The organism is Microlunatus sp. YIM B11417 (genome assembly GCF_059617205.1).
Genome location: NZ_JCAMPJ010000002.1, coordinates 590473 through 617293 on the forward strand (window position 1 = coordinate 590473; position 26821 = coordinate 617293).

General features: G+C 71.2%; 29 protein-coding genes. 7 read left to right on the forward strand and 22 right to left on the reverse strand.

Annotated elements, in window-relative coordinates:
* Positions 1-29 precede the first annotated feature (29 nt).
* The 7 genes from AC6CCG_RS13120 to AC6CCG_RS13150 form a co-directional block, all read right to left on the reverse strand.
* Positions 30-1055: a PLP-dependent cysteine synthase family protein gene (locus AC6CCG_RS13120; protein ID WP_496654985.1), complete on the reverse strand. Its 1026-nt coding sequence runs from the start codon at positions 1053-1055 to the stop codon at positions 30-32.
* Positions 1052-2407 (reverse strand): alanine racemase, encoded by a 1356-nt coding sequence (locus AC6CCG_RS13125; protein WP_496654986.1) that lies wholly within the window; start codon positions 2405-2407, stop codon positions 1052-1054. Before AC6CCG_RS13125 ends, AC6CCG_RS13120 begins: the two co-directional genes overlap by 4 nt.
* Complete coding sequence (locus AC6CCG_RS13130; protein WP_496654987.1) at positions 2398-3384, reverse strand: hypothetical protein; 987 nt, start codon at positions 3382-3384, stop codon at positions 2398-2400. Before AC6CCG_RS13130 ends, AC6CCG_RS13125 begins: the two co-directional genes overlap by 10 nt.
* Entirely contained in the window at positions 3377-4381 is a 1005-nt protein-coding gene (locus AC6CCG_RS13135; protein WP_496654988.1) for a TauD/TfdA family dioxygenase, read from the reverse strand. Before AC6CCG_RS13135 ends, AC6CCG_RS13130 begins: the two co-directional genes overlap by 8 nt.
* A gap of 200 nt (positions 4382-4581) precedes the next feature.
* A complete protein-coding gene (locus AC6CCG_RS13140) occupies positions 4582-6369 on the reverse strand; it encodes a glycoside hydrolase family 35 protein (protein WP_496654989.1) in 1788 nt (595 codons plus the stop codon).
* A gap of 42 nt (positions 6370-6411) precedes the next feature.
* Positions 6412-7260 carry a phosphatase PAP2 family protein gene (locus AC6CCG_RS13145; RefSeq protein ID WP_496654990.1) on the reverse strand — a complete coding sequence of 283 codons (849 nt, stop codon included), beginning with the start codon at positions 7258-7260 and terminating at the stop codon, positions 6412-6414.
* A 107-nt stretch (positions 7261-7367) separates the two neighbouring features.
* Positions 7368-8000 (reverse strand): TetR/AcrR family transcriptional regulator, encoded by a 633-nt coding sequence (locus AC6CCG_RS13150; RefSeq protein ID WP_496654991.1) that lies wholly within the window; start codon positions 7998-8000, stop codon positions 7368-7370.
* Positions 8001-8102: 102 nt separating this feature from the next.
* Here AC6CCG_RS13150 and AC6CCG_RS13155 point away from each other — a divergent pair, with 102 nt between their 5' ends.
* A complete protein-coding gene (locus tag AC6CCG_RS13155) occupies positions 8103-8891 on the forward strand; it encodes an SDR family NAD(P)-dependent oxidoreductase (protein WP_496654992.1) in 789 nt (262 codons plus the stop codon).
* 21 nt (positions 8892-8912) lie between these two features.
* On the opposite strand, the gene AC6CCG_RS13160 is transcribed toward AC6CCG_RS13155, so the two are convergent.
* The 5 genes from AC6CCG_RS13160 to AC6CCG_RS13180 all read right to left on the reverse strand — a co-directional run bounded on the left by AC6CCG_RS13160 (position 8913) and on the right by AC6CCG_RS13180 (position 12688).
* Positions 8913-9200 carry an SH3 domain-containing protein gene (locus tag AC6CCG_RS13160; protein WP_496654993.1) on the reverse strand — a complete coding sequence of 96 codons (288 nt, stop codon included), beginning with the start codon at positions 9198-9200 and terminating at the stop codon, positions 8913-8915.
* A 78-nt stretch (positions 9201-9278) separates the two neighbouring features.
* Positions 9279-9497, reverse strand: a complete 219-nt coding sequence (locus AC6CCG_RS13165) for a cold-shock protein (RefSeq protein WP_496654994.1) — start codon at positions 9495-9497, stop codon at positions 9279-9281.
* A gap of 9 nt (positions 9498-9506) precedes the next feature.
* On the reverse strand, positions 9507-10457 hold the full coding sequence (locus tag AC6CCG_RS13170; RefSeq protein ID WP_496654995.1) for an aminoglycoside phosphotransferase family protein: 951 nt from the start codon (positions 10455-10457) through the stop codon (positions 9507-9509).
* A 24-nt stretch (positions 10458-10481) separates the two neighbouring features.
* Positions 10482-11882, reverse strand: a complete 1401-nt coding sequence (locus AC6CCG_RS13175; RefSeq protein ID WP_496654996.1) for an acyl-CoA synthetase — start codon at positions 11880-11882, stop codon at positions 10482-10484.
* Positions 11883-11914: 32 nt separating this feature from the next.
* Positions 11915-12688: an SDR family NAD(P)-dependent oxidoreductase gene (locus AC6CCG_RS13180; RefSeq protein WP_496654997.1), complete on the reverse strand. Its 774-nt coding sequence runs from the start codon at positions 12686-12688 to the stop codon at positions 11915-11917.
* 52 nt (positions 12689-12740) lie between these two features.
* Between AC6CCG_RS13180 and AC6CCG_RS13185 the strand changes: the two genes are divergently transcribed.
* On the forward strand, positions 12741-13088 hold the full coding sequence (locus AC6CCG_RS13185; RefSeq protein ID WP_496654998.1) for a MerR family transcriptional regulator: 348 nt from the start codon (positions 12741-12743) through the stop codon (positions 13086-13088).
* Here AC6CCG_RS13185 and AC6CCG_RS13190 read toward each other — a convergent pair.
* Both AC6CCG_RS13190 and AC6CCG_RS13195 read right to left on the reverse strand, forming a co-directional pair.
* Entirely contained in the window at positions 13075-14046 is a 972-nt protein-coding gene (locus tag AC6CCG_RS13190) for a TRM11 family SAM-dependent methyltransferase (RefSeq protein WP_496654999.1), read from the reverse strand. The genes AC6CCG_RS13185 and AC6CCG_RS13190 overlap by 14 nt on opposite strands.
* A gap of 199 nt (positions 14047-14245) precedes the next feature.
* Positions 14246-14803, reverse strand: a complete 558-nt coding sequence (locus tag AC6CCG_RS13195; RefSeq protein WP_496655000.1) for a TetR/AcrR family transcriptional regulator — start codon at positions 14801-14803, stop codon at positions 14246-14248.
* A 105-nt stretch (positions 14804-14908) separates the two neighbouring features.
* Between AC6CCG_RS13195 and AC6CCG_RS13200 the strand changes: the two genes are divergently transcribed.
* The gene (locus AC6CCG_RS13200; RefSeq protein ID WP_496655001.1) at positions 14909-15883 is read left to right on the forward strand and encodes an NADP-dependent oxidoreductase; all 975 of its coding nucleotides are present in this window, start codon (positions 14909-14911) and stop codon (positions 15881-15883) included.
* On the opposite strand, the gene AC6CCG_RS13205 is transcribed toward AC6CCG_RS13200, so the two are convergent.
* The 5 genes from AC6CCG_RS13205 to AC6CCG_RS13225 are packed head-to-tail and all read right to left on the reverse strand — an operon-like array spanning position 15865 to position 20923.
* Entirely contained in the window at positions 15865-16701 is an 837-nt protein-coding gene (locus tag AC6CCG_RS13205; RefSeq protein WP_496655002.1) for a sugar phosphate isomerase/epimerase family protein, read from the reverse strand. The two genes, AC6CCG_RS13200 and AC6CCG_RS13205, sit on opposite strands and share 19 nt — an antisense overlap.
* The gene (locus tag AC6CCG_RS13210; RefSeq protein WP_496655403.1) at positions 16698-17744 is read right to left on the reverse strand and encodes a zinc-dependent alcohol dehydrogenase; all 1047 of its coding nucleotides are present in this window, start codon (positions 17742-17744) and stop codon (positions 16698-16700) included. Before AC6CCG_RS13210 ends, AC6CCG_RS13205 begins: the two co-directional genes overlap by 4 nt.
* A gap of 45 nt (positions 17745-17789) precedes the next feature.
* On the reverse strand, positions 17790-18692 hold the full coding sequence (locus AC6CCG_RS13215; RefSeq protein ID WP_496655003.1) for a carbohydrate ABC transporter permease: 903 nt from the start codon (positions 18690-18692) through the stop codon (positions 17790-17792).
* Positions 18692-19609, reverse strand: coding sequence for a carbohydrate ABC transporter permease (locus AC6CCG_RS13220; RefSeq protein ID WP_496655004.1), 918 nt, complete (start codon positions 19607-19609; stop codon positions 18692-18694). Before AC6CCG_RS13220 ends, AC6CCG_RS13215 begins: the two co-directional genes overlap by 1 nt.
* A gap of 3 nt (positions 19610-19612) precedes the next feature.
* Entirely contained in the window at positions 19613-20923 is a 1311-nt protein-coding gene (locus AC6CCG_RS13225; protein ID WP_496655005.1) for an ABC transporter substrate-binding protein, read from the reverse strand.
* A gap of 107 nt (positions 20924-21030) precedes the next feature.
* Between AC6CCG_RS13225 and AC6CCG_RS13230 the strand changes: the two genes are divergently transcribed.
* Entirely contained in the window at positions 21031-22074 is a 1044-nt protein-coding gene (locus AC6CCG_RS13230; RefSeq protein WP_496655006.1) for a LacI family DNA-binding transcriptional regulator, read from the forward strand.
* Between the two features lies 1 nt (position 22075).
* Here the strand turns inward: AC6CCG_RS13230 and AC6CCG_RS13235 are convergent, their stop codons facing one another.
* A complete protein-coding gene (locus AC6CCG_RS13235; RefSeq protein WP_496655007.1) occupies positions 22076-22585 on the reverse strand; it encodes an anthrone oxygenase family protein in 510 nt (169 codons plus the stop codon).
* A 135-nt stretch (positions 22586-22720) separates the two neighbouring features.
* Here AC6CCG_RS13235 and AC6CCG_RS13240 point away from each other — a divergent pair, with 135 nt between their 5' ends.
* Both AC6CCG_RS13240 and AC6CCG_RS13245 read left to right on the forward strand, forming a co-directional pair.
* Positions 22721-24310, forward strand: coding sequence for a sensor histidine kinase (locus tag AC6CCG_RS13240; RefSeq protein ID WP_496655008.1), 1590 nt, complete (start codon positions 22721-22723; stop codon positions 24308-24310).
* The gene (locus AC6CCG_RS13245; RefSeq protein ID WP_496655009.1) at positions 24295-24954 is read left to right on the forward strand and encodes a response regulator transcription factor; all 660 of its coding nucleotides are present in this window, start codon (positions 24295-24297) and stop codon (positions 24952-24954) included. Before AC6CCG_RS13240 ends, AC6CCG_RS13245 begins: the two co-directional genes overlap by 16 nt.
* Positions 24955-24981: 27 nt before the next feature.
* Here the strand turns inward: AC6CCG_RS13245 and AC6CCG_RS13250 are convergent, their stop codons facing one another.
* Positions 24982-25371 carry a hypothetical protein gene (locus AC6CCG_RS13250; RefSeq protein WP_496655010.1) on the reverse strand — a complete coding sequence of 130 codons (390 nt, stop codon included), beginning with the start codon at positions 25369-25371 and terminating at the stop codon, positions 24982-24984.
* A gap of 195 nt (positions 25372-25566) precedes the next feature.
* The gene (locus AC6CCG_RS13255; RefSeq protein ID WP_496655011.1) at positions 25567-25968 is read right to left on the reverse strand and encodes a hypothetical protein; all 402 of its coding nucleotides are present in this window, start codon (positions 25966-25968) and stop codon (positions 25567-25569) included.
* Between the two features lie 88 nt (positions 25969-26056).
* On the opposite strand from AC6CCG_RS13255, the gene AC6CCG_RS13260 reads away from it, so the two are divergent.
* Positions 26057-26821 carry an N-formylglutamate amidohydrolase gene (locus tag AC6CCG_RS13260; RefSeq protein ID WP_496655012.1) on the forward strand — a complete coding sequence of 255 codons (765 nt, stop codon included), beginning with the start codon at positions 26057-26059 and terminating at the stop codon, positions 26819-26821.

Genomic DNA, 26821 nt, shown 5'->3' on the forward strand with positions numbered 1-26821 from the left:
CCCTTCGACAGGCTCAGGGCACAGGAGTCTCAGGCCAGGCTGAGCACCGGATCGGCAGCCCGGTCGGGAGCGAGCCGGGTGATCAGTCCCGCGATCCGCTCCTCGACCGACTCGTCGAGCAGCCCGCGGGCGCGCATCCACTCGTCGTCGAAGACCGTGTCCAGGTACTTCTCGCCGCCGTCGCCGATGATCGTCACGACGGTCGAGCCGGGCGGGAAGTCCTCCAGCCGGGTCAGCGCGACGTGGACCGACCCGCCGGCCGAGCCGCCGATCATCAGCCCGGTGCTCGCCGCGACCGCCCGGGCGGTGCCGAAGGCCTCCCGGTCGCTCACCTTGACGCCCTCGTCGAGCAGCGCGTAGTCGACGGCGGAGCCGATCGTCGCGCCGGGTGGGGTGCCGGTGCCTGACTGCCAGTAGGGCCCGCCGTCGCCGCCGAACGCGATCGAGCCGACCGGCTCGACGCCGATCACGCGGGTCGCCGAGCCCTGTTCGCGCAGTCTCCTGGCGGTGCCGAACAGGGAGCCGCCGGTGCCGACCGCGCTGACCAGCAGATCGACCTCGCCGAGGTCGGCGAGCAGTTCGTCGGCAAGACCGGCGTAGCCGTCGGCGTTGGCCGGATTGTTGTGCTGTTCGGTGAAGTAGGCGCCCGGCTCGGCCGCGGCCAGCTGCTCGGCCAGGTCCTCCCGGGCCGAGGTCGCGAGATGATCACCGTCGCCGACGAAGACGAGTTCGGTGCCGAGCGCGGCCATCGTGCGCAGCTTGTCGGCGCAGGCGTGCCGGTCCACCACCGCGGTGAACCGGTAGCCCCGTTCGGCGGCCACCACGGCGAGTCCGAGACCGGTGTTGCCGGAGGTCGACTCGACGATCCGGCCGCCGGGCCGGAGCAGGCCACGGGCCTCGGCGTCGAGCACCATCGAGCGGGCCATCCTGATCTTGGCGGCGCCGGTCGGATTGAACTGCTCCAGCTTGAGCAGCAGCCGGGTTCCGCTGCCGGTCTCGGCGAGCCGGAACAAGGGGGTGTGACCGATCAGGTCGGTCACGCGGCTGACGATCATGAGAATTCTCCGAGTTGATCAAGACTCCAGCGAAGATCAGCACGCAGGACGAACTTCGGCGGAATCGGGTGGTTGTGGAAGGAGGACTCGTTCGAGTCCATCTGGTAGCCCGCGGTGTTCGGATAGACCAGCAGGTCCCCGATCCGCGGTTCCCGGGCCAGCGGGATGCGCCGGCGACTCAGCAGGTCGGACTCGAGGCAGGTGGCCCCGCCGACGCTCGTGGGTACAGGTGCGCCGGCGGGATCGCCGGCCGGCCAGAGGACCGGGTCCGGCAGGTACTCGCTGCCGAACCACTGCTCGGACAGGCTGAGGCTGCTGCCGTCCACCGTGATCATCCGGTACGGCAGCCCGCGGGCGGTCAGCGTCTTCACGCCGAGGACGCCGAACACCGAGCAGCCGGCCCGGTCCAGCAGCGCCCGGCCTGGCTCGACCGCGAGCCGGATCCCGTTGTCCCGCAGGCTTTCGGCCAGCCCGTCGGAGCGCAGGACGGCGGTCAGCATGGCGGCGCCGGCGAGCTCGGAGTGGTACGGATACAGCTCTCGGATCTCCTGCTCGCCGTGGCACCAGGTGCCGGGCAGACCGCCCGCGAACGCGGCCCACTCCGTCGCCCCGGCGTAGTCGACCGCGAAGCCGCCGCCGATCGAGATCGTGTCGGCCGGATGGCCGAGCGTGCGGGCATGCCGGCAGCGTCCGACGAGGTCTCCGGCCAGACGGGTCCGGGCGGCGGGATCGTAGCCGGCCAGGTGGAAGCTGAAACCGTGCAGCCGAAGCGCCGGCGCCGCTCCGATCCGAGCGACGGCGGCGTCCAGGTCCGCCTCGCCGAGCCCGAACCGGCTGGTCGAGCCAGGTGGCCGGACCCGCAACAGCACCCTGGCCGGCTCGGCGACCATGATCAACCGTTCCAGCTCGTCCGGCGCGTCGATCGCGATCATGGCGTCGTGCCGGGCGGCCAGCCAGAGCAGCCGGTCCGGCTTCGCCGGTCCGGTGATCATCAGGTCGGCGCCGCGGATCCCGGCGCCGAGTGCCGCCCGCAGCTCGCCGAGGCTGGACACGTCGGCACCCGCACCGGCCCGGGCGCAGGCGTCGACCACGCAGGCCGCCTTGTTGGCCTTGCGGGCGTAGTGGATCGTGCCGATCACGCCGGCCTCGGCCAACGCGGCCCGGAACGCTGCCACGTTGGCGGCGACCCGGTCCGGGTACAGCACGTGGAACGGTCCGCCGGCCGCGCGGGCCAGGTCGGCGAGCAGATCTGGGTCCGCCAGCAGCCTGCGTTCCCAGGGATCCCGGTGCGCGGTCAGCGGCGGGGCCATGATCGAGTTCCGCGTGAGCGACTCCTGTTCGGTCAGGCCCACAGGGCCACCTCGGTGCCGCGGCCCAGCTCGATCGCCCGGCGGGCCAGGTCGTGGGCCACGGCGATGTCGGTGAGCACCAGACCGCTGTTGTAGGCGAAGATCCGCTGCCGCTCGTCCTGGCGGCCCACGGCCCGGCCGGCGATGATCTCCGGAAGCTCGGCATCGACCGGGCGGAGCGTGCCGTCCGGCCCGGCGAGGTCACGGCCGGTGACCGCCATCTGGGCGGCGCTGGTGGCGATCACCCGGTCGGCGCCGGCCAGGGTCGACGGCGCGAGGCCGTACCCGACGAGGATTGCGGTGCTGCCCGGAGCAAGATCATCGGCCTCGACGGCGACCCGGGTGGCGGGGCCCGCGGTGCCCAGCACCAGGTCGGCCTGCCGGGCGGCGGCTCGCGGATCCGCTACCAGCTCCAGGGTCCGGCCGGGGTGGTGTGCGGCCAGTTCGCCTTGCACGGCGGCGATCCCGTCCGGGTGGGTGCCGTACAGCATCAGCCGGTCCAGGTCCGGATTGGCGGCCAGCAGGTGCGGCAGCGCGCCGCGGCCCTGGGTTCCGGTGCCGATCACCAGCACGCTGCAGGCGCCGGGCCGCAGCGTCGCCCGGGCCAGCAGGGCCGACACGGCCGGCGTCCGCAGCGCACCGATCCGGGAGCCGTCCAGCAGGGCGATCGGCGCGCCGGTCGCGTCGTCGTACAGCATGATCATCGTCGTGTAGCGCTTGCCGCCGCGGTCGTCGTCCGGGCCGAACGTGTAGGACGTCTTCATCGCGACGACGCCGCGCGCGGTGTCCCGGCCGAGCATCGCGTACGCCACCGAACGATCATGGACGCCGCCGACGGTGAGCTTGGTCGGGTTGGCCGCGGTGCCGGCGCCGAGGCTCCGGTACGCCTGCGCCACGGCGGCCACCACCGCTTCGGGCGGGAACGGGACGTCGAGAAGATCGGTCCGGCTGAGCAACCGGAGCGGGGCTGACTCACCCATCGCTGAACGGCTCCACGAGCTCCTCGCCGTAGCCGTCCTCGGCCGCCTCGGCCTCGCGCCGGGCCCGGTCGCGGAGCCGGACGTTGATCCGCTTCAGCCAGCGGTCGGTGCCGTCGTAGCGGGCCTGGAACGGCACCCGGCCGTGCACCGCCACGTCGTTGTCGATCATCAGCAGTTGGCCCGGATCCAGGCCGGCCGTGACGCTCACCCGGTCCAGCTCGGTGGACAGCCGGGCATAGGCCGCCCGGTGGGCGGAACCGGCGCGCTCCAGCGGCGTGTAGGCCGGGTCGTAGCGGAGTGTCATGCCCTCGGGGCCGGCCCAGAGCGTCGGCACGCCCGCCGCGGCCGCCTGATCATGGTGAGTCCCGTACGAGGTGTCGGGCAGGATCGGCAGCGTCGGTTCGGCCAGCAGCCGTTGCTGATCATGGTCGAGCCTGGTCCGGCGGACCGAGGCAACCGTGGTGCCGACCCGGTCCGGGTTGCGCAGGCAGCCCAACAGCAGCAGGTTCGCCCGCCGCGGATGGAACGCGTCCTCGGTGTGCGGCGCCAGCGTGGTCGCGCTGCTGGCGCCGGTCTGCGAGGCCTCCTGGCCGCGGGACGGCACGATCGAGTTGACCAGCCTGCCCTCCTGCTGGCCCCGCCAGCCGAACGGCTCGCCGGCGGCCCGGGCCAGCAGCAGCAAGATCAACTCGAACTCGAGCCCGGCGCTGCCGACCTCGCGCCAGCCGGCCGGCGTCGGGCCGAGCCGGGCGTCGTCGACCCGGAGCCCGGAGATGATCACCGCCCCGTCGTCACCGGGTGGCCGGACTGCGGCCACGGCGTCGGCCGGCACGTCGCCCACGCGTTCCTCGATCGCCACCACCAGTTCCGGATGGTCGGTGGTCCGGAGCCGTTCGGCGAGGTCGCTCGCGATGCCGTCCAGCGTGTCCACCGTTGCCGTGGCCAGGGTGCGGGTAGCGAGAGGCTGGGGATCGTGCACCGGAGCAGAGCTGGACACCGGATTCCCTTCGTGGCTGCGTGAGATCTCGTTCCCCGGCCAGCGAAGTTAGTCTCTCAGCGCCGCTTAAGCAAGGCTTACCTAAAAGTGTCTTGGCCACGCGGTTTGGAAACCCTTTGCCGCAACGTTCCCTGAGCTTGTCGAAGGGCCAAGATCATCTGGCTTGCCCTTCGACAGGCTCAGGGACTGAGCGGCTCGGGTCAGCCCAGGTCGGGCGCGTCCCGGAGTTCGATCATGCTGCCGGACCCGTCACCGAGCTCGGCGATGATCAACTCGTTGCGCCCGGCCCGCCACAAAGGAGCCGGTGCGTAGAGGGTGCGCTGCGGCCCGATGCTCCAGAAGCGGCCCAGGTTGAACCCGTTGAGGAACAGGTAGCCGTGGTGCCAGTCCGGCAGTGCCAGGTAGCCGTCGGCCGGTCGCTCGATCTCCAGCTCGGCGCGGTGGAAGCCGGGCTGGCCCGGAGCCGGTTCCGGGTCGGTCCAGTCCAGCTCGGGCAGCTCGGTCAGGTCGAGACCGGACTGGCGGAATCCCATCAGGTGCTGGAAATCGAGCCGGACGGCGGTCAGGCCCTTGTGGTCGCCGAGATGCCGGCCGAAGTTGATCCGGCCGAGCGAACTGACCAGCACGTCCACGGTGTTCCGCGCGGCCAGCTCGACGGTGGCCGGGCCGGTCGGGAACCGGTCGTCCAGCGGCATCCGGCCCACCCGAGCCCGTACCGCGTCGTCGATGATCACCGTGCCGAGGTCGGCCAGGCCGTCCAGGGTCAGCTTCGCCTCCGGGTACGGCCCGCCGGCCGAGGTCCGGTAGCGCACCACGCCCTGGTGCACGCCGAGCTCCTCGAAGGTCAGCGGCGTGACCGATTCGATCACCGGCTGTCGGTCCAGCACGGCGGTCAGCGAGACCCGTTCGGTCACGGTCGCGGCACCGGCCGGCAGTCGCTCGGGCAGCGGCGGCGGCTCCGGCGGGGTGACGCCGGTGTGCTTCATGATCACGTCGCGGAAGGCGTCGTACTTGGCGGTCAGGGTGCCGTCCTCGGCGATCGGCGCGTCGTAGTCGTAGCTGGAGATCGTCGGCTGCAGGACCACGGTGCCGCCGTCCTCGACGGCGTTCGCCCCGGCCCAGACGCCGAAGCTGGTGCCGCCGTGGGCCATGTAGAAGTTCACGGACCGGCCCGCCTCGAGCATGCCGGCCAACTCCGCCGCCGCGTCCTCCCCGGCCCGGGTGTGGTGCTCGCCGCCGAAGTGGTCGAACCAGCCGTTCCAGAACTCCATGCACATCTCCGGCTCGCCGGTCCGCTGCTCGGCGAGCGCCGCGAACGCGGATTCCTGCCGGGAACCGAAGTTGACCGTGGCCAGGGTTCCGTCCAAGGTCCCGCCCTGCAGCCAGAGCCGGCCGGGGCCGTCGGAGGTGAACTGCCAGACGTCGATGCCGAGCTCGACCAGCCGGTCCCGCAGGTGGGCGAGGTGGGCCGTGTCGTTGCCGAAGCTGCCGTACTCGTTCTCCACCTGGACGCCGATCACCCGGCCGCCGCGGGTCGCCTGCCGCGGCGTGATCACCGGGATCAGCGCGTCGAACCAGCGATCGACCTGATCTTGGTAGATCGGGTTGCTGGTGCGCAGCGCTCGCCGTACCGCCGGATCGGTGAGCAGCCAGGAGGGCAGGCCGCCGAACTCCCACTCGGCGCAGATGTACGGGCCCGGCCGGACCAGGATGTCCAGGCCGGCTTCCGCGGCCCGGTCCAGGAACGCACCAAGATCACGATCACCCTCGAAGGACGGCTTCTGATCGGCGAACGGCTGGTGGAAGTTCCAGGCCACATAGGTCTCGACGGTGTTGCAGCCCATCGCGGCCAGCCGGCGCAGCCGGTCGGCCCACAGGGCCGGCGGGACCCGGAAGTAGTGCAGGGCTCCGGAGATGAGCTGATGCGGCTCGCCGTCCCGGACGAAGCGTCCGCCCTCGATCGTCACGCGTGGCTGGGTCTCGGTCACCCGAGGAGTGTGCCAAACGCCCCCGGCCCGGGACGGCGCGGGTCAGCGGGCGTGCGCCGAGGTCAGCCGGGCGAACCAGGCGACGGTCAGCGCCGTCCCACCCGTGATCACGGCGAGTACGGTCAGCGCCGGCTCGATCCCGCTCCAGCCGCCGTACGGCCGGACGCCGCTCACCACCAGGGCGATCACGCCGGCTCCGGCGCCGAGGGCGGCCAGGAAGAAGGCACCGATCCCGCCGGTCGGTCGTTCCGTCGGCCGCAGCGACAGCAGCAGTACGGCCAGGCCGGCCCAGGCCAGGGTCACCGTCATCGCCGCCAGGACGTCGCTCGGCAGGTGCCAGCCGGCCACCACGGTGGACATGCCGATGAACACGATCGCGAAGGAGCCGAGCAGCACGGCGAGCGCGCGCAGGCCGACCGGGGCGACCAGCAGCGCCGCCAGCACGATCGACACCACGACGGTGGTGTGTCCACTGGGCAGGCTGTTGTGCGAGCCGTCGCCGAAGTTCGGCCGGTCCACCATGACCTTGATCAACTGCGTCGTGACGTTCGCGCCGCCGACGATGAGCACGGCGGCACCGGCCGCGGCGAACCGGCGGCGCACCAGGGCGAGCACCACGCAGGCGGCCAGCGCCAGTGCGACCGTGCCGGTCGAGATCGTGCCGAGCGCCGACAACAGGGGTTCCAGCCCGGCCTGGCCGGTGTGCAGCACCTCGGTCGCGTCGGCGTCGAGCTGCTGGCCGGACCGGCTGAGCACGGCGAACCGGATCAGTCCGATCGTCCCGGCGATGCCGATGATCATGGCGATCGCGGCGCCGCCGGCGTACCGGCTGCGGGCGGGTGTCGGCGCGGGCATCTCCAGTGGCGCGGTGTCGAGCTGTTGGGTGGTCACGCGTCAACGGTGCCACGAAGAATCGGCAGAACCGGAGGAATCGGCCAGCTGCGGGCCGGACTCGAGACCTCGGGCTGACCAGGCCTGAGACCGTGGGCGGACCGCCGTCAGGCCCGCATCGCGGCGGCGACCTGCTCGTCGGTCATCGACGGCACCTCGGAGGGATGGGCCGCCTCGGCGCGGAGCCCGTCGAGCTGGAGATCGAGGGAACGGCGCCAGGCCAGCGGCGCGACGTCGACGGTGGCGGTGATCACCCGCGAGGTGGCCCAGATCAGGCAGGCCAGATCCTGCAGCGTGAAGTCGGCCCGCAGCACACCGGCGCGCTGGGCCCGGTCGATGATCTGCTGCACGCTCGCGTACCCACGTTCGCAGGCCTCCGCCATCGCCGCCGCGGCCGGATAGCGCAGCGTCATCGCCTCGTTGAGGCCGCGATCCTCGGCCTGCAGTTCGAAGGTGGCGACCATGAAGTCCCGGAACCCCGTCCATGGATCGTCGGCCGCGAGGGCCGCCCGGCCGGCCTCCTCCAGGCCCACCAGCTTGGCCGGGTAGATCGCGTCGAAGAGCGTCTCGCGGGTGGGGAAGTGGTTGTAGAGGGTGCCGATGCTGACGCCGCTGCGACGAGCGATCTCCTCCAGCGGCGCGGCCAGCCCCCGCTCGGCGAAGACCTCGGCGGCCGCGGCCAGCAGCTTCTCCCTGTTCGCGACGGCGTCGCGACGTGGCGATCGAGTCCGGCCTGGCATGAAGTCCACGCTACTACTTGAGGGCACCCTCAAGTTAAGGTACGGTCTCCGACAGAACTTGAGGAGAGCCTCAAGTTATGAATCCAGCAGCGAGGAGTCCTCATGACCACCCTTCAGCCGGCCGGCTCGACCGGCGTCGAGACCACCGCCCCCCGCGGCGCCGCCGTCGTTCTGGGCACCGGACCCGGGCTCGGCCTGGCGATCGCCCGCCGGTTCGGCCGCGGCGGCCATCCGGTCGCCGTCGTGTCCCGGTCCGACGCGCGGCACGGAAGCTACCTTGATCAACTTCGCGCCGACGGCTCGACGGCGATCGCCGAGGTCGCCGATGTCCGCGATCCCGATCAGGTGAGGGAGGTGATCGGCCGGATCGAGCAGCGACTGGGGCCGATCGAGGCGCTGTACTACGGCCCGGCCGGGATGGATCCGGAGGACTTCCCGGTACCGATCGAGCAGACCACGGGGGATGCGTTGCGCGCGACCTTCTCGCTCGTCACGGCGGCGGCCGATGCGGTCGGCACGGTGCTGCCGGGCATGATCGACCGGGGACGTGGGGTGATCCTGCTGCCGACCGGTCTGAGCGCGATCCGACCGATGCCCGAGCTGGGCCACCTCGCCCCGATCGGCGCCGCACTGCGGAACTACGCCCTCACGCTGAACGCGGCCGTCGCCGACCGAGGCGTGTTCGTCGGGACGATCGTGATCGGCGGCGGGGTGCGCGGCGGGGACATCTATGCGGCGATGGCCGACAACGCGGAGCGGCTGGCCGAGGTCGGGCTGAACGCCGAGCAACTGGCTGCGATGTCACTCGACCCGGCCGCGATGGCCGATCAGATCTGGGATCTCACGGTCGCCCGGGACCGGGCGGAGTTGGTGTTCTCGGTGCTGGACTGAGTCGGCGCCGCTGCGCGCGGGTCAGCCGAAGCTGGTGTCGAGGAAGTTGGCGTGGACGTACCCGAGCCACTGGCCGTCCCGGCCGACCCGGAACCAGCCCGGCCCCTCGGTGCAGTCCAGCAGGGTGCCGTTGGGCAACCGGTTGATGATCGGCGCCGCCGGCCAGGGCTCGGCGTGCACCGGGGTGTTGTCGCGGGTGGTCTCACAGGTCACTCCGGCTGAGGCCGTGGACGGCAGGGCGACCAGGCCGGTGGCCGCGACGACGGTCGCGGCACTGAGCCCGAGGGCGTTCCGCAGCTTGCTGGGCATGGTGTGCCTCCTTGCTGGTGAGCAGCTCGGTCACTTCCGTACGTACCCAACCACGGCGAGGGTCAGCCGGACCCGAGCTCAGAGCTTGCGGACCCGGGTCGCCACGAAGCGGAAACTGTCCTGCACGGCCGGTTCGTAGTCGAACTCGACCTCGTCGCCCTGCTGGAGCTCCCGGTAGCCCTCGGCCTCGATGGCACTGAAATGGGCGAACGCATCGAGGCCGGGCGGCAGGTCGGGGGAGGAGATCGCGCCCCAGCCCTTCTCCGCCTTGTAGAACTTCACGGTGCCGCGTGCCATTCGGCCAGCCTAGTGTCGGCGCAGCGCGTACGGCAGCGTCCGCTCGGAGACCAGCCGCTGCCAGGCCCGGCCGTGCGGCACGGCCGGGTGCGGCGGTTTCAGCGATCCCGCGTGCATGAACGCGGCGAACGACGACACGCCGTTGATCAACAACTCCGGATCGGCACCGGTGCAGGCCGGGTGCTCGGCCCAGACCCGGGCCACGTCGATCTCGCCGCCGTCGCCAAGATCACCACCGGAGGACACGACGTCGCAGAGCATGATCAACGGGTCCGCCCACGGTGCCGCACGATCGGGATGGGCCCAGTCGACGAACCAGGCGCCGTCCGGGCCGACCAGCAGGTTGTCCGCCCGCAGGTCCAGGTGGGCGCCGATCAGCGGTCCGGTCTCGGCGGCCGCGGTGACGAACTGCTCCTCGCGGTCGATCCAGTCCGCCGCGAGCTCGTGCCACGGGTCGTCGGGACTCTCGGCGATCGTCCGCCAGCCCGTGAACAGCGGCGCGATCAGGTCGTTCCGGGGCCAGTCCGGGATCTCGGCCAGGGCCTCGCGGACCGGCAGCCAGGCGTCCAGGACCCGGGCCAGCACCTCGGCGCGCCAAGGGTGCTGCGGCGGCTCGCCCGCGGCGGCCGGATAGAGCAGGACGATCCAGCGATGATCTTCGACGGCGATCGTCCCATGATCAAGCAGCCGCGGGATGGACGGCAGGTCGGGCAACCGTGCCGCGAAGTCCGCCTCCCGTCGATAGAACCGCTCGCCGGCCGCATTGACCGTGGCGTCGAGCGCCTTGACGAAGACACGGCGCCGGTCGCCGGTGACGACCGTGGCGAGGCCGGTGGACATCCCGCCGACCCGATCCTCGAAGCTCGAGACCGTACCCGCGCGTTCGGCGACCCAGTCGCGGACCGCTGGTGGCGCCGCCGGCCAGCCGAGCCGCGGTCCGTGCAGGTAGGTCGACGACATCGCAGCAGTATCCCCGACCGCCGCTCAGGCCAGAAGGTGTTTTTGCACCTTGCCGAGAGCGTTGCGCGGGAGCTCGGCCACGAAGCGGACCTCGCGCGGGCGCTTGTGCCGGGCCAGCCGGGTGCCGACATGATCGATCAACACGGCCGCGTCGCCGGTGCCGACCACGTAGGCGACGATCCGCTGACCAAGATCATCGTCGGCCACGCCGACCACCGCCACGTCGATCACCGCGGGATGCTCGCGGAGGCAGGACTCGATCTCGCCGGCGCCGATCCGGTAGCCGCCGGACTTGATCAAGTCGGACGACTCCCGGCCGACGATCCGGTGGAACCCGGTGGAGTCGATCACCGCCGCGTCCCCGGTGCGGACGTAGCCGTCGTCGGTCATCGTGCTCGCGGTCGCGTCCGGCCGGCCGAGATAGCCGTCGAAGATCATCGGGCCGGCCACCTGGAGGCTGCCGATGGTCTCGCCGTCGTGCGGCAGGTCGCGGCCGGCGTCGTCGCGGAGCCGGGTCCGCACCCCGGGCAGCGGCAGCCCGACCCAGCCCGGCCGGCGCTCGCCGTCGACCCGGGTGCTGATCGTGATCAAGGTCTCGCTCATCCCGTACCGCTCGACCGGGGCGGCTCCAGTCAACTCGGCGAGCCGGTGGAACGTCTGGGTCGGCAACGGCGCACTGCCCGAGACCAGCAGCCGGGCTCGGGCGAGCCGGCGGGCCAGGTCGGGTTGGCCGACGACGCGGGACCAGACCGTCGGCACCCCGAAGTAGAGGGTGCCGGCGGCGCTCGCGTACGCCTCCGAGGTGGGACGTCCGGTGTGCACCAGCGGGCTGCCGATCCGCAGCGGCCCGAACAGGCCGAGCACCAGGCCGTGGACATGGTAGAGCGGCAGCCCGTGCACCAGGGTGTCCTCGGCCGACCACTGCCAGGCCTCGGTCAGCGCGTCGATGCCGGCCGCGAGCGCGGCGCCGGAGAGGACGACGCCCTTCGGCGGCCCGGTGGTGCCGGAGGTGTAGAGGATGAGCGCCGGGACGTCCGGAGCGGGCGTCGGCAGCGCTCGCGGGTCGGCGCCGGCCGCGACGGGGCGAACCGGCAGACCGCCCGGGTCCGGTGGGGCCGCACCGAGCCAGCCGTCGGGCTCGGCATCGCGGAGTACGTGAGCCAGCTCACTCGCGCCGGCGTCGGGCGGGACCGGTACCGCTGTCGTACCGGACAGGAGGCAGGCGACGAGGGCCACCACGGTCTCGGGCGTCGGTACGGCGTGCACCGCGACCCGCCGCACGCCGGCTTGGCGCAGGGCGGCTCCGGTCGCGGAGGCTCGCCGCAGCAGGTCCCGGCGGGTCAGTTCGATCCCGTCGATGGTGAGCGCCGTCCGCTCCGGTCCGGACAACGACGACAGCAGCGAGCCGGCCCCGGGTGAACGCATGCGACGAGCGTAGCGACCGCAGTCGGCGGCGGTCAGGTCAGCACGTAGCCGCCGTCGACGCCGATCACCTGACCGGTGACCCAGCCGCCGGGATCGGCGAGCGCGACCACCCACGGCACCACGTCCTCGACCTTGCCGCGCCGGCGCAGCGGGATCAGGCGTCGCTCCTCGTCCTTGATCGCCACGATCTGATCATCGGAGAGGCCCATCCGGAGCAGGGCCTCGCTCTCGGTCGGGCCCGGGGCCACCGCGTTGACCCGGATGCCGTGCTCGGCCAGCTCGAGGGCCCAGCTGCGGGTCAGGTGTTCCAGCGCGGCCTTGCTGGCGCCGTAGGTGCTGTGACCCGGGGCCGGCTTGACGCCGTACGTGCTGGAGACGTTGATGATCGTTCCGCGGGCCTTGATCAGGTACGGCAGCGCGGCCTGGGCGAGCAGGATCGGGCCGAGCACGTTGGTGGCCCAGGTCTGCCGGGCGACCTCCGCCGCGATGGCACCGAGAGCCCCGGGCGCACCGATCCCCGCGTTGTTGATCAAGACGTCGAGCCGGCCGAAGCGAGCGGCCGCGGCCACGGTCGCCTCATGATCATCCGGGTCGGCGACGTCGGCGACGTGGGTCCGGATGCCGGGGTGCAGGGCGGCGGTCTCGGCCAGGGCGGCCGGGCGGCGGCCGGTGACGAGCACGTCCAGGCCGGCTTCGGCGAGGGCCAGTGCGACGGCCCGCCCGATCCCCGAGCCGCCGCCGGTGACGAGCGCCGTCCGGCGGCTGGGTTCCTGGTCCGTGCTGGGGGTCGGCTGGATGTCGGTCATGGCGGCGAGCCTAGGATCGTGACACCGGTGTCAAGGTCAAGGAGAGTGCCCGGTGCGGATCGGTGAACTGGCGCGGCGGACCGGTGTCAGCCGGCGGTCGCTGCGGTACTACGAGCAGCATGGCCTGCTGCACGCGCGGCGGGGCGGCAACGACTGGCGCGAGTACGACGAACCGGCGGTCGACCGGGTGCGCGCGATCGCCGAACTGCTCGCCTCCGGGCTGACGCTGGACGGCGTGAAGGACCTGGTGCCCTGCCTGGAGGAGCACGACCCGGAGCGCTGCGCGGACACCGAGCTGCCGGCGCGGACGTACCGGGCGAGGCTGGCCGAGGTCGAGAACCGGCTGACGGCCCTGCAGGACACCAGGGATCGGCTGACCCGGAAACTCACTTCCCTGTAAGCGATCCGGCAGACGAACGGCGCGACCCGATCAACACCGTGGCCGGATGGCCGTTGATCAAGATCTCCAGGCTCGCGCCGCCCGCCAGCGGTCCGAGCGCGTCGGACCAGAGATCGGCACGGCGGCGTGAGCTGAGCAGGACCAGGCGGCCGTGCCGGGGGCTCAGCACCCGGTCGAACTCGGCGGCGACGTCGGCCACGAAGCTCTCGTACGGGCCGTCGACCTCCTCGTGCTCGCCCCACGGCGGGTCGGTGACGATCACGTCCACGTCATGATCATCGATCATGGTCAGCCGCCGGGCGTCTCCGGCGAACAGGCGCAAACCCTCCCGCTTGCGGCGCAACACGTCGGGCAGGTTCGGCCGCAGCTCGTCGAGCCGCTCGTCGACGTAGTCGAGCCGGCGGGCCGGCTGGGCGAGGCGCGCGGCGACCAGCGCACCGGACCCGGCGAACGGGTCCAGGAAGCGGTCCCGCCGGTCCGGCCGCGAGGCCGCCACCAGCATCGAGGACAGCTCCGGGGCGAGCGCGCCGGCCGCCACCTTCCGGCTGCGCTGCTTGGGCAACCGGTAGGCCAGCAGGAGTTCGCCGAGGTCCTTCCGGCCGATCAGCCAGTACTCGTCACCGCCGCCACGGCTGCTGACCCGGCCGCGGACCTTCGACGCCAGCGCCCGCTCCAGGTCGTTCCGGGCGGCCCGGTCGATCGCGGTCAGCTGCCCGTCGAGTTGCGTCATCACTCGGAAGCCCTGCCGCCCGGCGGGCTCCAGTTCCGCCTTCGGCACCTGTGCGGCGAGCTTCCGGATCGCGCCGATGATCTTGCCCCGCGGCACCTTGGCGACCACCCGGAACGCGTTGTTGGCGAACGGCAGCGGGTCCGCCGAGCTCAGCGTCCGGTTGGTCCGGACCAGCATCGCGCTGTCGTCGCTGAACAGCGGCCGGACATCCGGGACCGCCTGCCGCAACGCCTCGGCGGCCAGCGGTCCGGTCCCGGCCGCGTACTGGATCAGGTAGTCGGTGATCGCCCCGTCCTCCTCGCTCGGCGAACACCGGCGACCCTACTAGGGAGGTCGGCCCGGCCGGCGGCCGCGGCAACGGGGCCCTCCAGGAGGCTCGGCCCGGGCCTTCCTAGCTCGTGCCCGATCCATCCTGAAGGCGGAGCTGTCATGGTCGTGGTCGAAGTCCGTCGAGCAGGAGGTCCAGCAGGCGGCCGGCCTGGTCCTCCTGCTCGGGGCATGGGGCCACGGTGAAGATGCCGATGAGGGAGGCGGCGATGTCGTCGGCGGAGACATCGGACCGGAGGTCGCCTGCCGCGCTGCCCGCGTCGAGCATCGAGGTGATCGCCGCCAGGAGTTCGCTCCTGGTCTCCTCATGAGCGATCGTGCCCGACTCGATCATCGCCAGCAGGGTGTCCAGCATGCCGCTCTTGGTCGCGATCCAGTCGCCGAACAGATCCATCCAGCGCCGCAGGGCGGCCGCGGGCGGTAGTTGATCGAGCAGTTCGCGGGCGCCTGTCGTCAGTCGTGCGACCTGATCCCGGTAGACCGCGTCGACCAACGACTCGCGGGTCGGGAAGTGGCGGTAGAGAGTGGCGATGCCGACCCCGGCCTCGCGCGCGATCGCCCGCATCGACGGTTCGGCACGCGTGGCGACGAACATGCGGGTCGCGACGGCGAGCAACTGGTCCTGGTTACGCATCGCGTCCGCCCGTGGCCGGCGCATCTCACCGTTCGTCAAAACGGATCATGCTCCGTTTGTGTTATCGTCACCCATGTAAACGGAGCATAGTCCGTTTCGTTGTTCCTCAGCCAAGGAGCGGTGCGACAGATGCAGTCAGCGAGTGATCACCATCAGCTTCCCCGGAGCAGGGCGGTCCGGCTGTCCGCCTTCGGCGGACCCGAAGTGCTCGACCTCCGTGAGATTTCCGCCCCGCAGGCCGGTGCGGGACAGGTACGGGTCCGGGTCAGCGCGGCCGGTCTCAACCCGATGGACTGGATCATCACCGCCGACGCGGAGACCGCCGCCCGGTTCGGGCTGAGCCTTCCTGTCGGATTCGGTACGGACTACGCGGGAGTGATCGACCAGGTCGGCGCCGGCGTGGCCGGCTTCGCTCCGGGGGACCGGGTGTTCGGGGGCGCGCTGTCCCGCGCCGTCGCCGACTTCGTGGTCGTCGACGCCACCGGAGGGAGCGCGGCCGACGAGGTCCACCACACCCCAGACGGTGTCGACGATCGCACCGCGGCCACCCTCACGATCGCCGGCCGTACGGCGTCCGCCGCCGTCGTTGCGGCGGACCCGGGCCCCGGGGACACGGTCCTGATCGGTGGAGCGGCGGGCGGGGTCGGCGTGTTCGCCGTTCAACTGGCCCGGATCGCCGGAGCGCGCGTCATCGGCACCGGGTCGGCGTCGTCGGCGGAGTTCCTCCGCGATCTCGGAGCCGAACCGGTCGCGTACGGCGAGGGTCTGGCCGACCGGGTCCGAGCCCTCGCTCCGGAAGGCGTGACCGCCGCCATCGACCTACACGGGACGGAGACGCTGCAGGTCGCACGGGAACTCGGCGTGCCGGACCGTCGCAGTTGCACCATCGCCGCGAAGGTCGACGGCGTGCACGCAGCCAACGGTGCGGACGCTCCGGCCGGAGCCCTGGAGGAGATCGCCCGCCTGGTCGCGACCGGTCGGCTCCAGGTGCCACTCGCCGGGAGCTTTCCGGTCGAACAGATCCGCCGTGCCGTCGAGCTCCAGGCCGACCGGCACGTGCACGGCAAGCTGGTCCTCGATCTTGATCAAGGTCGGCGAGGCTGAGCCGGTGAGCCGTCGGCGGCCGGCGGCGTGCGGAGCACGGCCGCCACCCGCGGCAGCACCTCGTCCACCGGACCGCTCAGCCGGCACTCCATCGCGAGCCAGCCGTCGTAGCCGATGTCGGCCAGCGCCTGCAGGGTCTCGGGCCAGTCGTAGTGACCGGCGCCGGGCTCCAGCCGGTTGCTGTCGCCGAGCTGGACGTGCTTGATCAACGGGCCGGCGGCGCGGAGCGAGGCGCCGACATCGGCCTCCTCGATCGACATGTGGTACGTGTCGGCGATCACCGCCACGCCCGGCGAGTCGGCCTCCTGTACCACCGACACGGCGTCGGCCAGGGTGTTGATCACGAAGTCCTCGTACCGGTTCAACGGTTCCAGGTAGAGCGTCGCACCGACCTCGGCGGCATGATCACCGAGCTCGCGCAGGGCTTCGACCAGCAGCTTGCGTGAGTCCGCGTCCGACCGGGGCGGCGTGAACGGCGGCAGTCGTTTGGAGAACAGCCCGTACGCGTGCGGCGAGACGATGCCGGTGCCGCCGGCGATCACGATCGTCGACAGCAACTGCTTCACCTGCTCGATCGCGTCCCGCCGGCGGTCATGATCGAAATCGCCGATGAAGTGGTCCATGTGCACCACCGCCGTCGGCATGATCACGCCGGCGTCGCGGGCTCGGGCGAGTTCGGCGGCCCGGCCGGCGAAGATCCCGTCGCCCTGCCCGGACAGCTCGATCCCGTCGAAGCCGACCGAGCGGACGAAGGCGTACTTCTCCTCCAGGGTCGTGCCCGGCAGCGTGCCTTCGGCTGCGGCCAGTTTGATGCTCATCCGTGCTCCTTCGCGTCGTCGATCTCGAGAACGACCTGCAGCGCCTGCTCGGGGTGCTCGTCGAGCAGCCGGAAGGCCTCGGGCGCCTTCTCGAACGGCCAGGTGTGGGTGATCAGCTCGGTCAGCTTCAGCCGGCCCGAGACGCCGAGCTCGATCGCGGTCCGGGACAGCCGCTCGAAGTCCCAGCGGCCCTGCAGGGACGGCGCGACACCGGAGATCTGCGAGCAGATCAAGGAGACCCGGTTGTGGTGGAACTCCTCGCCGAGCCGGAGCCCGGCCCCCTCACCCTGCATGAAACCGGCGACGCAGACCCGGGCGTTGTAGGCCACGGTCCGGATCGCCTCGTGCAGCGCCGGGTAGTGCCCGCTCACCTCGAGGCAGACGTCGGCACCGCGGCCGTCGGTCAGCTCCCGGACCCGCTCCGCGACCGGCTCCCGGTCCGGGTCCAGCGCGACCTCCGCGCCAAGCTCCAGGGCCCGATCCCGCCGGTCCGCGATCTTGTCCACGACGATCACCCGGCCACCGTTCAGGCGGGCCAGTTGGGCGGCGATCTGGCCGGGCACCCCGGCGCCGAAGATCACGACGGTCTCGCCGACGTGGATGTCGGCGTCCAGCACCAGGTTGAGCCCGATCGCCCCGATCTGGGAGAAGATGCCGAGCCGCGGATCCGCACCCTGCGGCAGCAGCTTCCGGCGGACCTTCTCGGCCGGCTGGACGGTGTGCGTCCGGTGGCCCCAGGTGCCCCAGCTGATGTCGCCGACCGCGACGCCGTCCGCGTCCGGTCCCGTCTCGACGACGACGCCGACCTCCTCGTACCCCCAGCCGTTGACCGGGAAGGTCAGGCTGGTGTCACCGGGCCGGAACAGCCTGACCCCGGAATCCCAGTACCGGTTGAGATACGGGTTGGTGCCGCGGTAGGCGGTGAGCTCGGTGCCGGCCGAGATGCCGGTGTAGAGGGTCCGCAGTCGGACCTCCGCCGGCCCGACCGGGCGCTCCTCCTCGGCGACGACCTCGGCCACGCGGGGCTCGACGAAACTGACCATGGATGCCACGGACATGCTCCTTACGCATGGGGATGGTACGAGTGATCAACCCTTGATCGCTCCGGACAGAAATCCCTGCGTGACCTGGCGCTGCAGGGCGAGGAAGACGATCAGGACCGGCAGGATGGTGATCAAGGTCCCGGCCGCGAGCGGGCCGATGTCCAGCGACCGCCCGCCGGTGAACATGTACAGACCCGTGGTGAGGGGTCGGTAGCGGCCGCTGGGCAGGTAGAGCAGCGGCACCAGGAAGTTGTTCCAGTTGGCCAGGAACGTGAACACGGTCAGCGCTCCCAGGCCCGGCCGGACCAGCGGCAACAGCACCCGCAGGAAGATCTGCGCCTCCGAGCACCCGTCCACCCGGGCCGACTGCTCCAGCTCGTCCGGCAGGTCGGTGAAGAAGGCGCGCATGAAGAAGGTGCCGAACGCGATCCCGGTCATCGTCAGCACCAGGATGGCGCCGATCAAGGTGTCCAGGAGTCCCATCGAGCGGAGCTGGAAGTACAGCGGGATCATGTAGGTGAAGAACGGCACCAGCAGGCCCAGCACCACCGAGTAGAACATGATCGTCCGGCCCGGGAAGGGTAGTCGGGCGAAGGCGTAGCCGGCCATCGTGGAGATGATCACCACCAGGGCCGTGCTCGGCACGGTGAGCAGGATGCTGTCCACCAGATAGCGGCTGAACTCGCCCTGGGTCCAGGCCGTGATCAGGTTCTCGAACGAGAAGGAGCTGAACAGGTCGAACGGGCGGGCCCGGACGTCGGCCTCGGACTTGAACGTGGTGGAGACGACCATGATCACCGGGAACAGCGTGAACAGGGCCAGCACTACCAGGACGAGGTGACGGGCCAGCAGTCCGCCGGTGGTCCGGGCACTGCGCCGGCGCAGCGTCCGGGGCGGCAGCTCGGCGACGACCGGAGCACGTGCGGTGAGCGAGGTCTGGACGGACATCAGGCCCCCGTTCCCTGCAGCGACAGCCGCCGCTGCAGTCGGTTCAGGCCCACCGCGAACGGGATCGACAGCACGGTGATCAACAGCGCCAGCGCGGTGCCGTAGCCGATCCGGTTCAACTGGAAGGCGTTCTTGTACGCATACGTACCGAGCACGTTGGTCGCGTCGGCGGGACCGCCGCCGGTCATGATGAAGATGATGTCGAAGACGCTGAAGCCGCCGACCAGGATCAGGGTCAGCACCATCAGCAGGACCGGCATGATCTGCGGCAGGATCACGTGCAGCAACCGGCTGACCGGACCGGCGCCGTCGATCCGGGACGCGTCGACGAGCTCGGCGTCGACGTTGCGCAGCGCGGACAGGATGACCATGATCACGAACCCGCAGGTGGCCCAGACCGCCGTCGCCAGCACCGCGTAGAGGGCGGTGTTCGGATCGCCCAGCCAACCGCGCTGCAGCCCACCCAGGCCGACCAGGTCCAGCGCGCGGTTCAGCCACCCGCTGACCGGGTCGTAGATCCAGCCCCAGACGATCCCGATCGCGACGCCGGGCAGCACGTACGGCAGGAAGAAGATCAGCCGGTAGACGACGCTGCCGGACCGGACCGTCCAGACCAGCAGCGCCACCACCAGCCCGATCACCATCGGCGCCACGGTGCCGATGACGATCCAGATCGCGTTGCGGCCGAGGGCCCGCCAGACCTCCGGATCGCCGAACAGCTCGGTGAAGTTGGCGGCACCGACGAACGGCGGCGTCGGATCCAGCCCGTCGAAGTCGACCACGGAGAAGTAGAGCGCGCTGATCATCGGGAACAGGAAGAAGATGATCACCAACGCCATCACCGGCAGCACCAGGACCAGCCCGAGCCGGGCCTGGGCGCGCCGGGTGACCCGGGGGAGATGACTGAGCGCGGCCACGGCTCAGTTCCCGTCCTTGGCGGCCGCGTCCTGCATTCGGCCGGCCACCTCGGCCGCGGTCGACTGGCCGGACAGGATGCCCTGGATTCCCTTCCACATGGCGTTGTTGAACTGATCACCGGTCAGCACGTCGATGTTGTAGCCGAAGTCGCCGGTGCCCTCGGCGATCTTGGCCGCGTCGTCGAGGATCTGCGTGAACAGCGGGCTGGCCTTGATCCCGGCGGTGTCCACCGGGTAGGCGGGGATGTCCTGCAGGTTCTCCACCGCCCAGCGGCCGTGCTCCGGCGTCTGCAGGTAGTCCAGCAGCGCGATCGCGGCCTCGGCCTTGGTGGTGCCGGCCGAGACGAACGTGCCCGAGCCGAGTCCGCCGCTGAAGATGCCTCGACCGTTCGGCGCCGGGAACGGGATGAAGCCGACCTCGAACTTGGCGTTGCGCTCGATGTCCAGGGCCAGCCAGCTGCCGGTCGGGTTGATCGCCGCCTTGCCGGAGTAGAACAGCGCGTTGGCGTTGTCGTACGTCACGGCGGCCGGTGACGGGGTCAACAGCCCGGCCTGCCCGAACCGCTCCCAGACCGCGAGCGCCTCGACCACCTCGGGCGAGTCCCACGGCCGGTCGCCGGCGAGCAGCGCGTCCATGCCGGCCGAGCCGACCTGGCTGGACAGCGTGATGCTCAGCAGGTGGCCGCCCTGCCAGCCCTCCTTGTCGCTGACCGCGAGCGGAATGATCTTGTTGTCGGCCAGCGTGTGCGCCGCGGCCTCGAGCTCGGCCAGGCTGCCCGGCTCGGCCAGGCCGAACTTCGCGAACAGGTCCTTGTTGTAGAACAGGCCGACCTGCTCGATCTGGCTGGGGACGCCGACGATCTTGCCGTCGAACGTGACCCGCTGCTTGGCGAACTCGAAGACCGGCCACTTCCGCTCGGTGTAGGCGGCCGTGAGGTCGTAGAGCAGCCCCGCCTCGGCCAGCGCGCCGGCGAAACCGGGACCGGTGTCGTAGCCGAAGACGTCGGGCCCCTGCCCGGAACGCAACTGGGTCTGCAGCACGGTGCGCACCGTGTCGGACGGGATCACGTCCAGCTTCACGGTGGTCCCCGGCCGGGCGGCCTCGAACTTCTTCAGGTCGGCCCGGATCAGTTCGAGGTCGGCCGGGTCCTCGGGCTGGCCGATCATGTAGCGGATCTCCTGCTGGGCCGAGGTCTCCTGCTGGGCCGGCCCACCGCCCGGTGCCGGACCGGTGCAGCCCGCGGCGAGCGCCAGGGTGGTCAGCCCCGTGGCCGAGAGCAGGGTCCGGCGGTCGATCGAGACCTTCGGCTTCATCGTGACTCCTGTGTCCTGGTGAAACTTCTAGCGTTAGAATCTAACGTTAGAATCCGCCGGGCACCCTAGGATGTCAAGACCCGAACCGTCGATTTCTCGAGGAGCCCATGTCAGCCATCGAGCGGCCCACCCGCGACGCCGACCGGAGCCGGCCGGCCCGGATCAAGGACGTCGCGGCGCTGGCGGGCGTGTCGCTGAAGACGGTCACGAACGTCGTCCATCAGCGATCGAACGTCCGCGACTCCACCCGGGCCAGGGTGCTGGCCGCGATCGAGGAGCTGGACTACCGGCCGTCGTTGGCCGGGCGGCAGTTGCAGAGCGGGCGCAGCACCATGATCACGTTGGCCCTGCCGCGGATCGACGAGCCCTACCTGGGCGCCCTGGCGCACGCGATGATCGCCGCCGCGTCACCGCGCGGCTACACGGTGGTGATGGACGAGACCGGCGGGATCCCGGAGCGGGAGGAGCAGGCGGCGGCCGGCTATCCCGGTCACGGCATCGACGGAGTGATCTTCAGCCCGTTCGCGATCGACCCGGAGGCGATGGCCGCGATGAGCCGCCGGACGCCGATGGTGCTGCTCGCGGCGCCGCTGCCGGGTAGCAACGCCGACTACGTGGCGATCGACAACCACGCCTCCGCCGCCGAGGTGGTCGACCACCTGTACCGGACCGGCCGGCGCCGGATCGGCTATGTCGGCCGTACTCCGGCCCGGCCCACCGCCGTCGGCGAGATCCGGATGGTCGGCGTCCGGGACCGGTTGGCCGCGCTCGGGCTGGAACTGGCGGACCGGCGGGTGATCACGACCGGCCGGTTCACCCGCGAGATGGGCGAGCAGACGGTCGCCGACGCGGGCGAGGACCTGCTCGGCTGCGACGCGATCGTCTGCTGCAGCGACCTGCTGGCCATCGGCGTGATCCGCGGGCTGAAGCGGGCCGGCGTACGGGTGCCGGACGACATCGCCGTCGTCGGCTGGGACAACATCGTCGACACCGAGTACCTCAGCCCGACCGTGACCTCGGTCGCGCCGGACCTGGAGGCGCTGGCCGAGCGCACCATCGAGGCGCTGCTGGAACGGATCGAGGGCAACCGGGAGCCGGGCCGCAGCTACGTCGTGCCGCATCGGCTGATGATCAGGGAGTCCACCGGCTGAGTCAGCCGAGCGAACGGCCGAACTCGACCAGGGCCCAGCCGAGACAGCCGAAGGCGATCAGGCCGACGACCGAGCGGACATGGTTCCAGGCGAGCCAGGTCGTCTCCCGGAAGGCGGCCCGGACGGCCGCGAGATCACCGATCCGGTCCGGGTGCCCGGCCTCCTTGAGCCCGTTGTTCAAGGGCAGGTGTACGGCCACCGTGATCACGAACGTCGCCAGGTACAGCACGAACGCGGCGACGGTCCAGGGCAACGCCGGCCGCTGCTCGGAGCCGAGCAGAAGCAGGCCGGCGAGGCCGGTGAAGATCAGCGCGCCGAGGAAGCCGAGGAACAGGAAGGCCGGTGTCACCAGGGCGGCGTCCAGCCGCTGGAAGCCGGCGATGAACGTCCGGTCGTCCGCGCCGCGCAGCCCGGGCATGATCACCGCCGAGTAGGTGATGAACAGCGAGGCCATGAAGCCGGTGGACAGCGTGGCCGCGACCAGCGCGACGGCCTGCAGCACGGTGAACATGACGCCCAGTCAACCGCCCTGCCGACCGTCCGGCCATCCCTGTGACGCTCGACGCCATGTCCGGGTGTCTCGCGATGAGAGGAGTCTCATCGCCGGGATCCGTGTTGTCCGGCTCGGATTTGTCAGGATGGTCGAATGGAACCCGTCCGCGACCACCGGCCCGGTGCGCCCAAGCGCCCGCGCGGCTGGTCGGTCCGGTTCCGGATCCTCACCGCGGTGCTGATGACGACCGCCCTCGGCATGATGGCCGCCGGCCTGACCTCGTACGCGATCAGCCGGCAGGACGTGTACGACGGCGTCCGGGCCGCCCTGCTCCAGGAGTACAACGAGTTCAAGGAAGCCAGCAACGAGGCGATGACCGGGCCGGGCGCGGCCAACATCACCACCGTCGAGGCGCTGCTCCGGGCCACCATCAAGGCGACCTACCCGGACGACAACGAGGCCGTGCTCGGGCTGGTCAACGGCAAGCTCGAACTGCACCCGAACCGGCAGTCGGACCTGCAGACCGCGGTCCAGGGCGATCCGGAGATCGTGGCGAAGGCGGCCCAGGTGCGGCCCGGCGACCCGATCGAGATCCAGCAGCTCAGCAACGCGCGGAACCGGAACCTCGCCTTCATCTCGGTCACCGCGCAACTGCCCGGCTCGGACGACCTCGGGCACTACGTCGCGGCGGTCGACATCGACACCGCGTTCGTGCCGCTGAACAACACCTACCGCACCTACGCCCTGGTCTGCGTGGTGGCGTTGATCTTGGTCGGGCTGGTCGGCTTCGTCGTCTCCGGCAAACTGCTGGCGCCGCTGCGGACGCTGCGGCAGACCGCGCAGGAGATCGGCGAGGGCAACCTGTCCGGCCGGATCCCCGAAGATCAACTCACCAGCGGTGACGAGATCGCCGACCTCGGCCACACGATGAACGCGATGCTGGACCGGTTGTCCATCTCGTTCGACGAACAGCGCAACCTGCTCGACGACGCCGGCCACGAACTGCGGACGCCGATCACCATCGTGCAGGGGCACCTGGAGCTGCTCGACCAGCGGAACCCGACCGAGGTCGCCGAGACCGTCGACCTGTCGCTGGACGAGCTGGCCCGGATGCGTCGCATCGTCGAGGACCTGATGATCTTGGCCAAGTCGCGCCGTCCCGACTTCGTCCGGCCCGGTCCCGTGGACGTGGACGACCTGCTCGGATCCGTGCTGGACAAGGTGAAACCGCTGGCCGACCGGCGCTGGCGGATCGACCGCACCGTGCACGCGGTGATCGAACTCGACCAGCAGCGGATCACCCAGGCGCTGGTCCAGCTGGTGTCCAATGCGGTACGGCACTCGACGGACGGCTCGGTGATCGCACTCGGTGCCGAGGTGGTCCCCGACCCGGACCACGCGACCGCCCATCGGCTCCGGCTGACCGTCCGCGACGAGGGCACCGGCATCGCGCCCGAAGATCATCAACGGATCTTCGAGCGGTTCGCGCGGTCCGGCCCGGCCCACGAACATGATCATGCGTCGGGCCACGCCGACGGCTCCGGCCTCGGCCTGGCGATCGTCAACGCGATCGCCACCGCGCACCGCGGTCAGGTGCTGCTGCACAGCCGGCCCGGCCGTGGTTCGACGTTCACTCTCGATCTTCCGGTGACCACCGACGATTCCCGTACCGAAGAACTCGAGGTGCCGGACGACCGGCACCCCATCGCGACGGAACAGGAGAGCCCATGGCCGCGATCTTGATCGCCGAGGACGAGTCCCGGATCGCCTCGTTCGTGGAGAAGGGGTTGCGCGCCGCCGGCCACACGACGACCGTCGCGGCCACCGGGCCGGAGGCGCTGGAACTGGCGCTCAGCGATCAGTTCGAACTGCTCGTGCTGGACATCGGGCTGCCCGGCCTGGACGGGTTCGCGGTGCTGGAACGGCTGCGCGGGCAGGGCTTCACGCTGCCGGTGATCATCCTGACCGCGCGGGACTCGGTGACCGACACGGTGGCGGGGCTGGACAGTGGCGCCGACGACTACATGGCCAAGCCGTTCAGGATCGAGGAGCTGCTGGCCCGGGTCCGGATCCGGCTGCGGCAGACGTCGAGCGAGCAGCCGACCTCGCTCTCCCACGGCGACCTGGGCCTCGACCTGCACACCCGGCTGGCCCGCGTCGGAGACCGTACCGTCGAACTGTCGGCGCGGGAGTTCTCGCTGCTGGAGACCCTGCTCCGTAACCCCGGACAGGTGATGACCCGGGAGCAACTGCTGTCCCGGGTCTGGGGGTACGACTTCGACCCCGGCTCCAACGTCGTCGACGTCTACATCCGCTACCTGCGGAACAAGATCGGCGCCCACCGGATCCTCACCGTCCGGGGAGCTGGGTACCGCCTGGTCTCATGAGAGCAGGCGGAGACGGCGCGGCCCCGATCAGCCGGCCGAGACGGCCGACTGCGCGGAGACCGCGGAGTCGGTCGAGACGGGCGTCTTCGGCGAGACCGCGGTCCGTGGGGTGATCGGCGAGTTGACGGTCGCCGGGCTGCTCGTGGTGCGCGGGCTCTGTGCGCTCGGGACGCTCCTGGCACTGCCCGGAGTCTGGGTGGTCTTCGGCGAGGCGGCCGCCTTCGTGGTCGGCGCCGCAGTGCTGGGCTTGACGCTCGGGGTGGGGTCCGCGGCCGGTCGCTCGTTGCTGGCCTCGGCCACGTAGCCCGATCCGCCGAGCGGGCTCTGGGACAACCCGGGCAGCGTGAAGGCCGCCACCGGCGCGAGGACGAACGCCGCGGCGCCGCCCGCGATGAACCACTTGGTCTTGGTCTGCATGGTCCCACTCAACCCGCCGGCCATGAGAGGGCGAGGAAGCCCAGATGAGAGGTCTCTCATCAACGGGTCGGCCGCGGACGCGAACGTGCCCTGAGCCTGTCGAAGGGCCAGGCCACAGGACTCCTGCGGAGCCCCGATGCGGGACTGGCCTGGCCCTCCGACGAACTCAGGGCACCGGGTGGTTCTGGCTCGGGCTCAGCCGGCCGACTTCGGCGAGGCGGGCGAGACGGCGGACTTCGCGGTCTGCGCGGTCTTCGGCGTCTGCGGCGTCGGCGGCGTCGGCGGAGTGTTCGCGGTCTGGGCCGTCTGGGCGGTTTGGGCCGACTGCGGCGTGGCGCTGGTCTGCGGAGTGGGCGGAGTCACGGCAGAATTCGGGCTGACCGGGGTCTTCGCGGTCTGCGGCGGGGTCGGCTTGCCGGTGTCCTCACCGGGGCTGGGCTTGGCGGTCGGATCCGCCGCCGGCTCCGCGGCGTGCGCCACGTAGCCGGCGCCCGCCAGCGGTTCCTGCGAAAGGGCGGGCAGGCCGAAGGCCGCGACGGGGGCGAGGACGAACGCTGCCGCGCCGCCGGTGATGATCCACTTGGTCCTGTTCTGCATGGTTCCACCGAACCAGCCAGCGATGAGAAGGCGAGGAAGCCAGCATGAGAGCTCTTTCATCGAGCCCGCGGCGGGTCGGAGCGGGCCGGTGAACCCGCTCACCGTCGTCCCCGGTGCGCCGACGTCGCCGGTGATCGTGCACCTGCCGCACGCCGCGACCGAGATCCCGACGGACGTACGGACCGGGCTGCTGCTCGACGACGACGAGCTGACCGCCGAACTGGCCGCGATGACCGACGCCGGCACCGATCAGATCGGCCGGCTGGCGGCCGGGCTGGCCGCGGCCCGGCCCTGGCTCGCGGTCAACCGCTACTCCCGGCTGGTGGTCGACCCGGAACGGTTCCCGGACGAACGGGAGGAGATGGCTGCCGCCGGGATGGGCGCCGTCTACACCAAGACGTCGACCCGCCGGCCGCTGCGGAAGGCCGAGGTGAACCACGAGGACCTGCTGGCCCGCTTCTACCGGCCGTACGCCGAGGGGATGGCCGACCTGGTCGACGCCCGGCTGGTCGAGGTCGGCCGGGCGATCGTGATCGACCTGCACTCCTATCCGCGGGACCCGCTGCCGTACGAACTGCACCCGGACCGCCGCCGCCCGATGACCTGCATCGGGACCGACGCCTTCCACACGCCGGACCGGCTGCGCGAGGCCGCCGTCGCCGCCTTCTCGCCGCTCGGCGCCGTCGTCACCGACGAGCCGTTCGCAGGGTGCTACGTGCCGCTGCGCCAGTACCGCAAGACCCTCCGGGTGAGCGCGGTGATGATCGAACTGCGCCGGGACGGCTGCGACACCGTCGCCGGGGTACGGCGTCGCGCGGAGACTCTGGCCGGCCTGATCGACACCCTGGCGTGA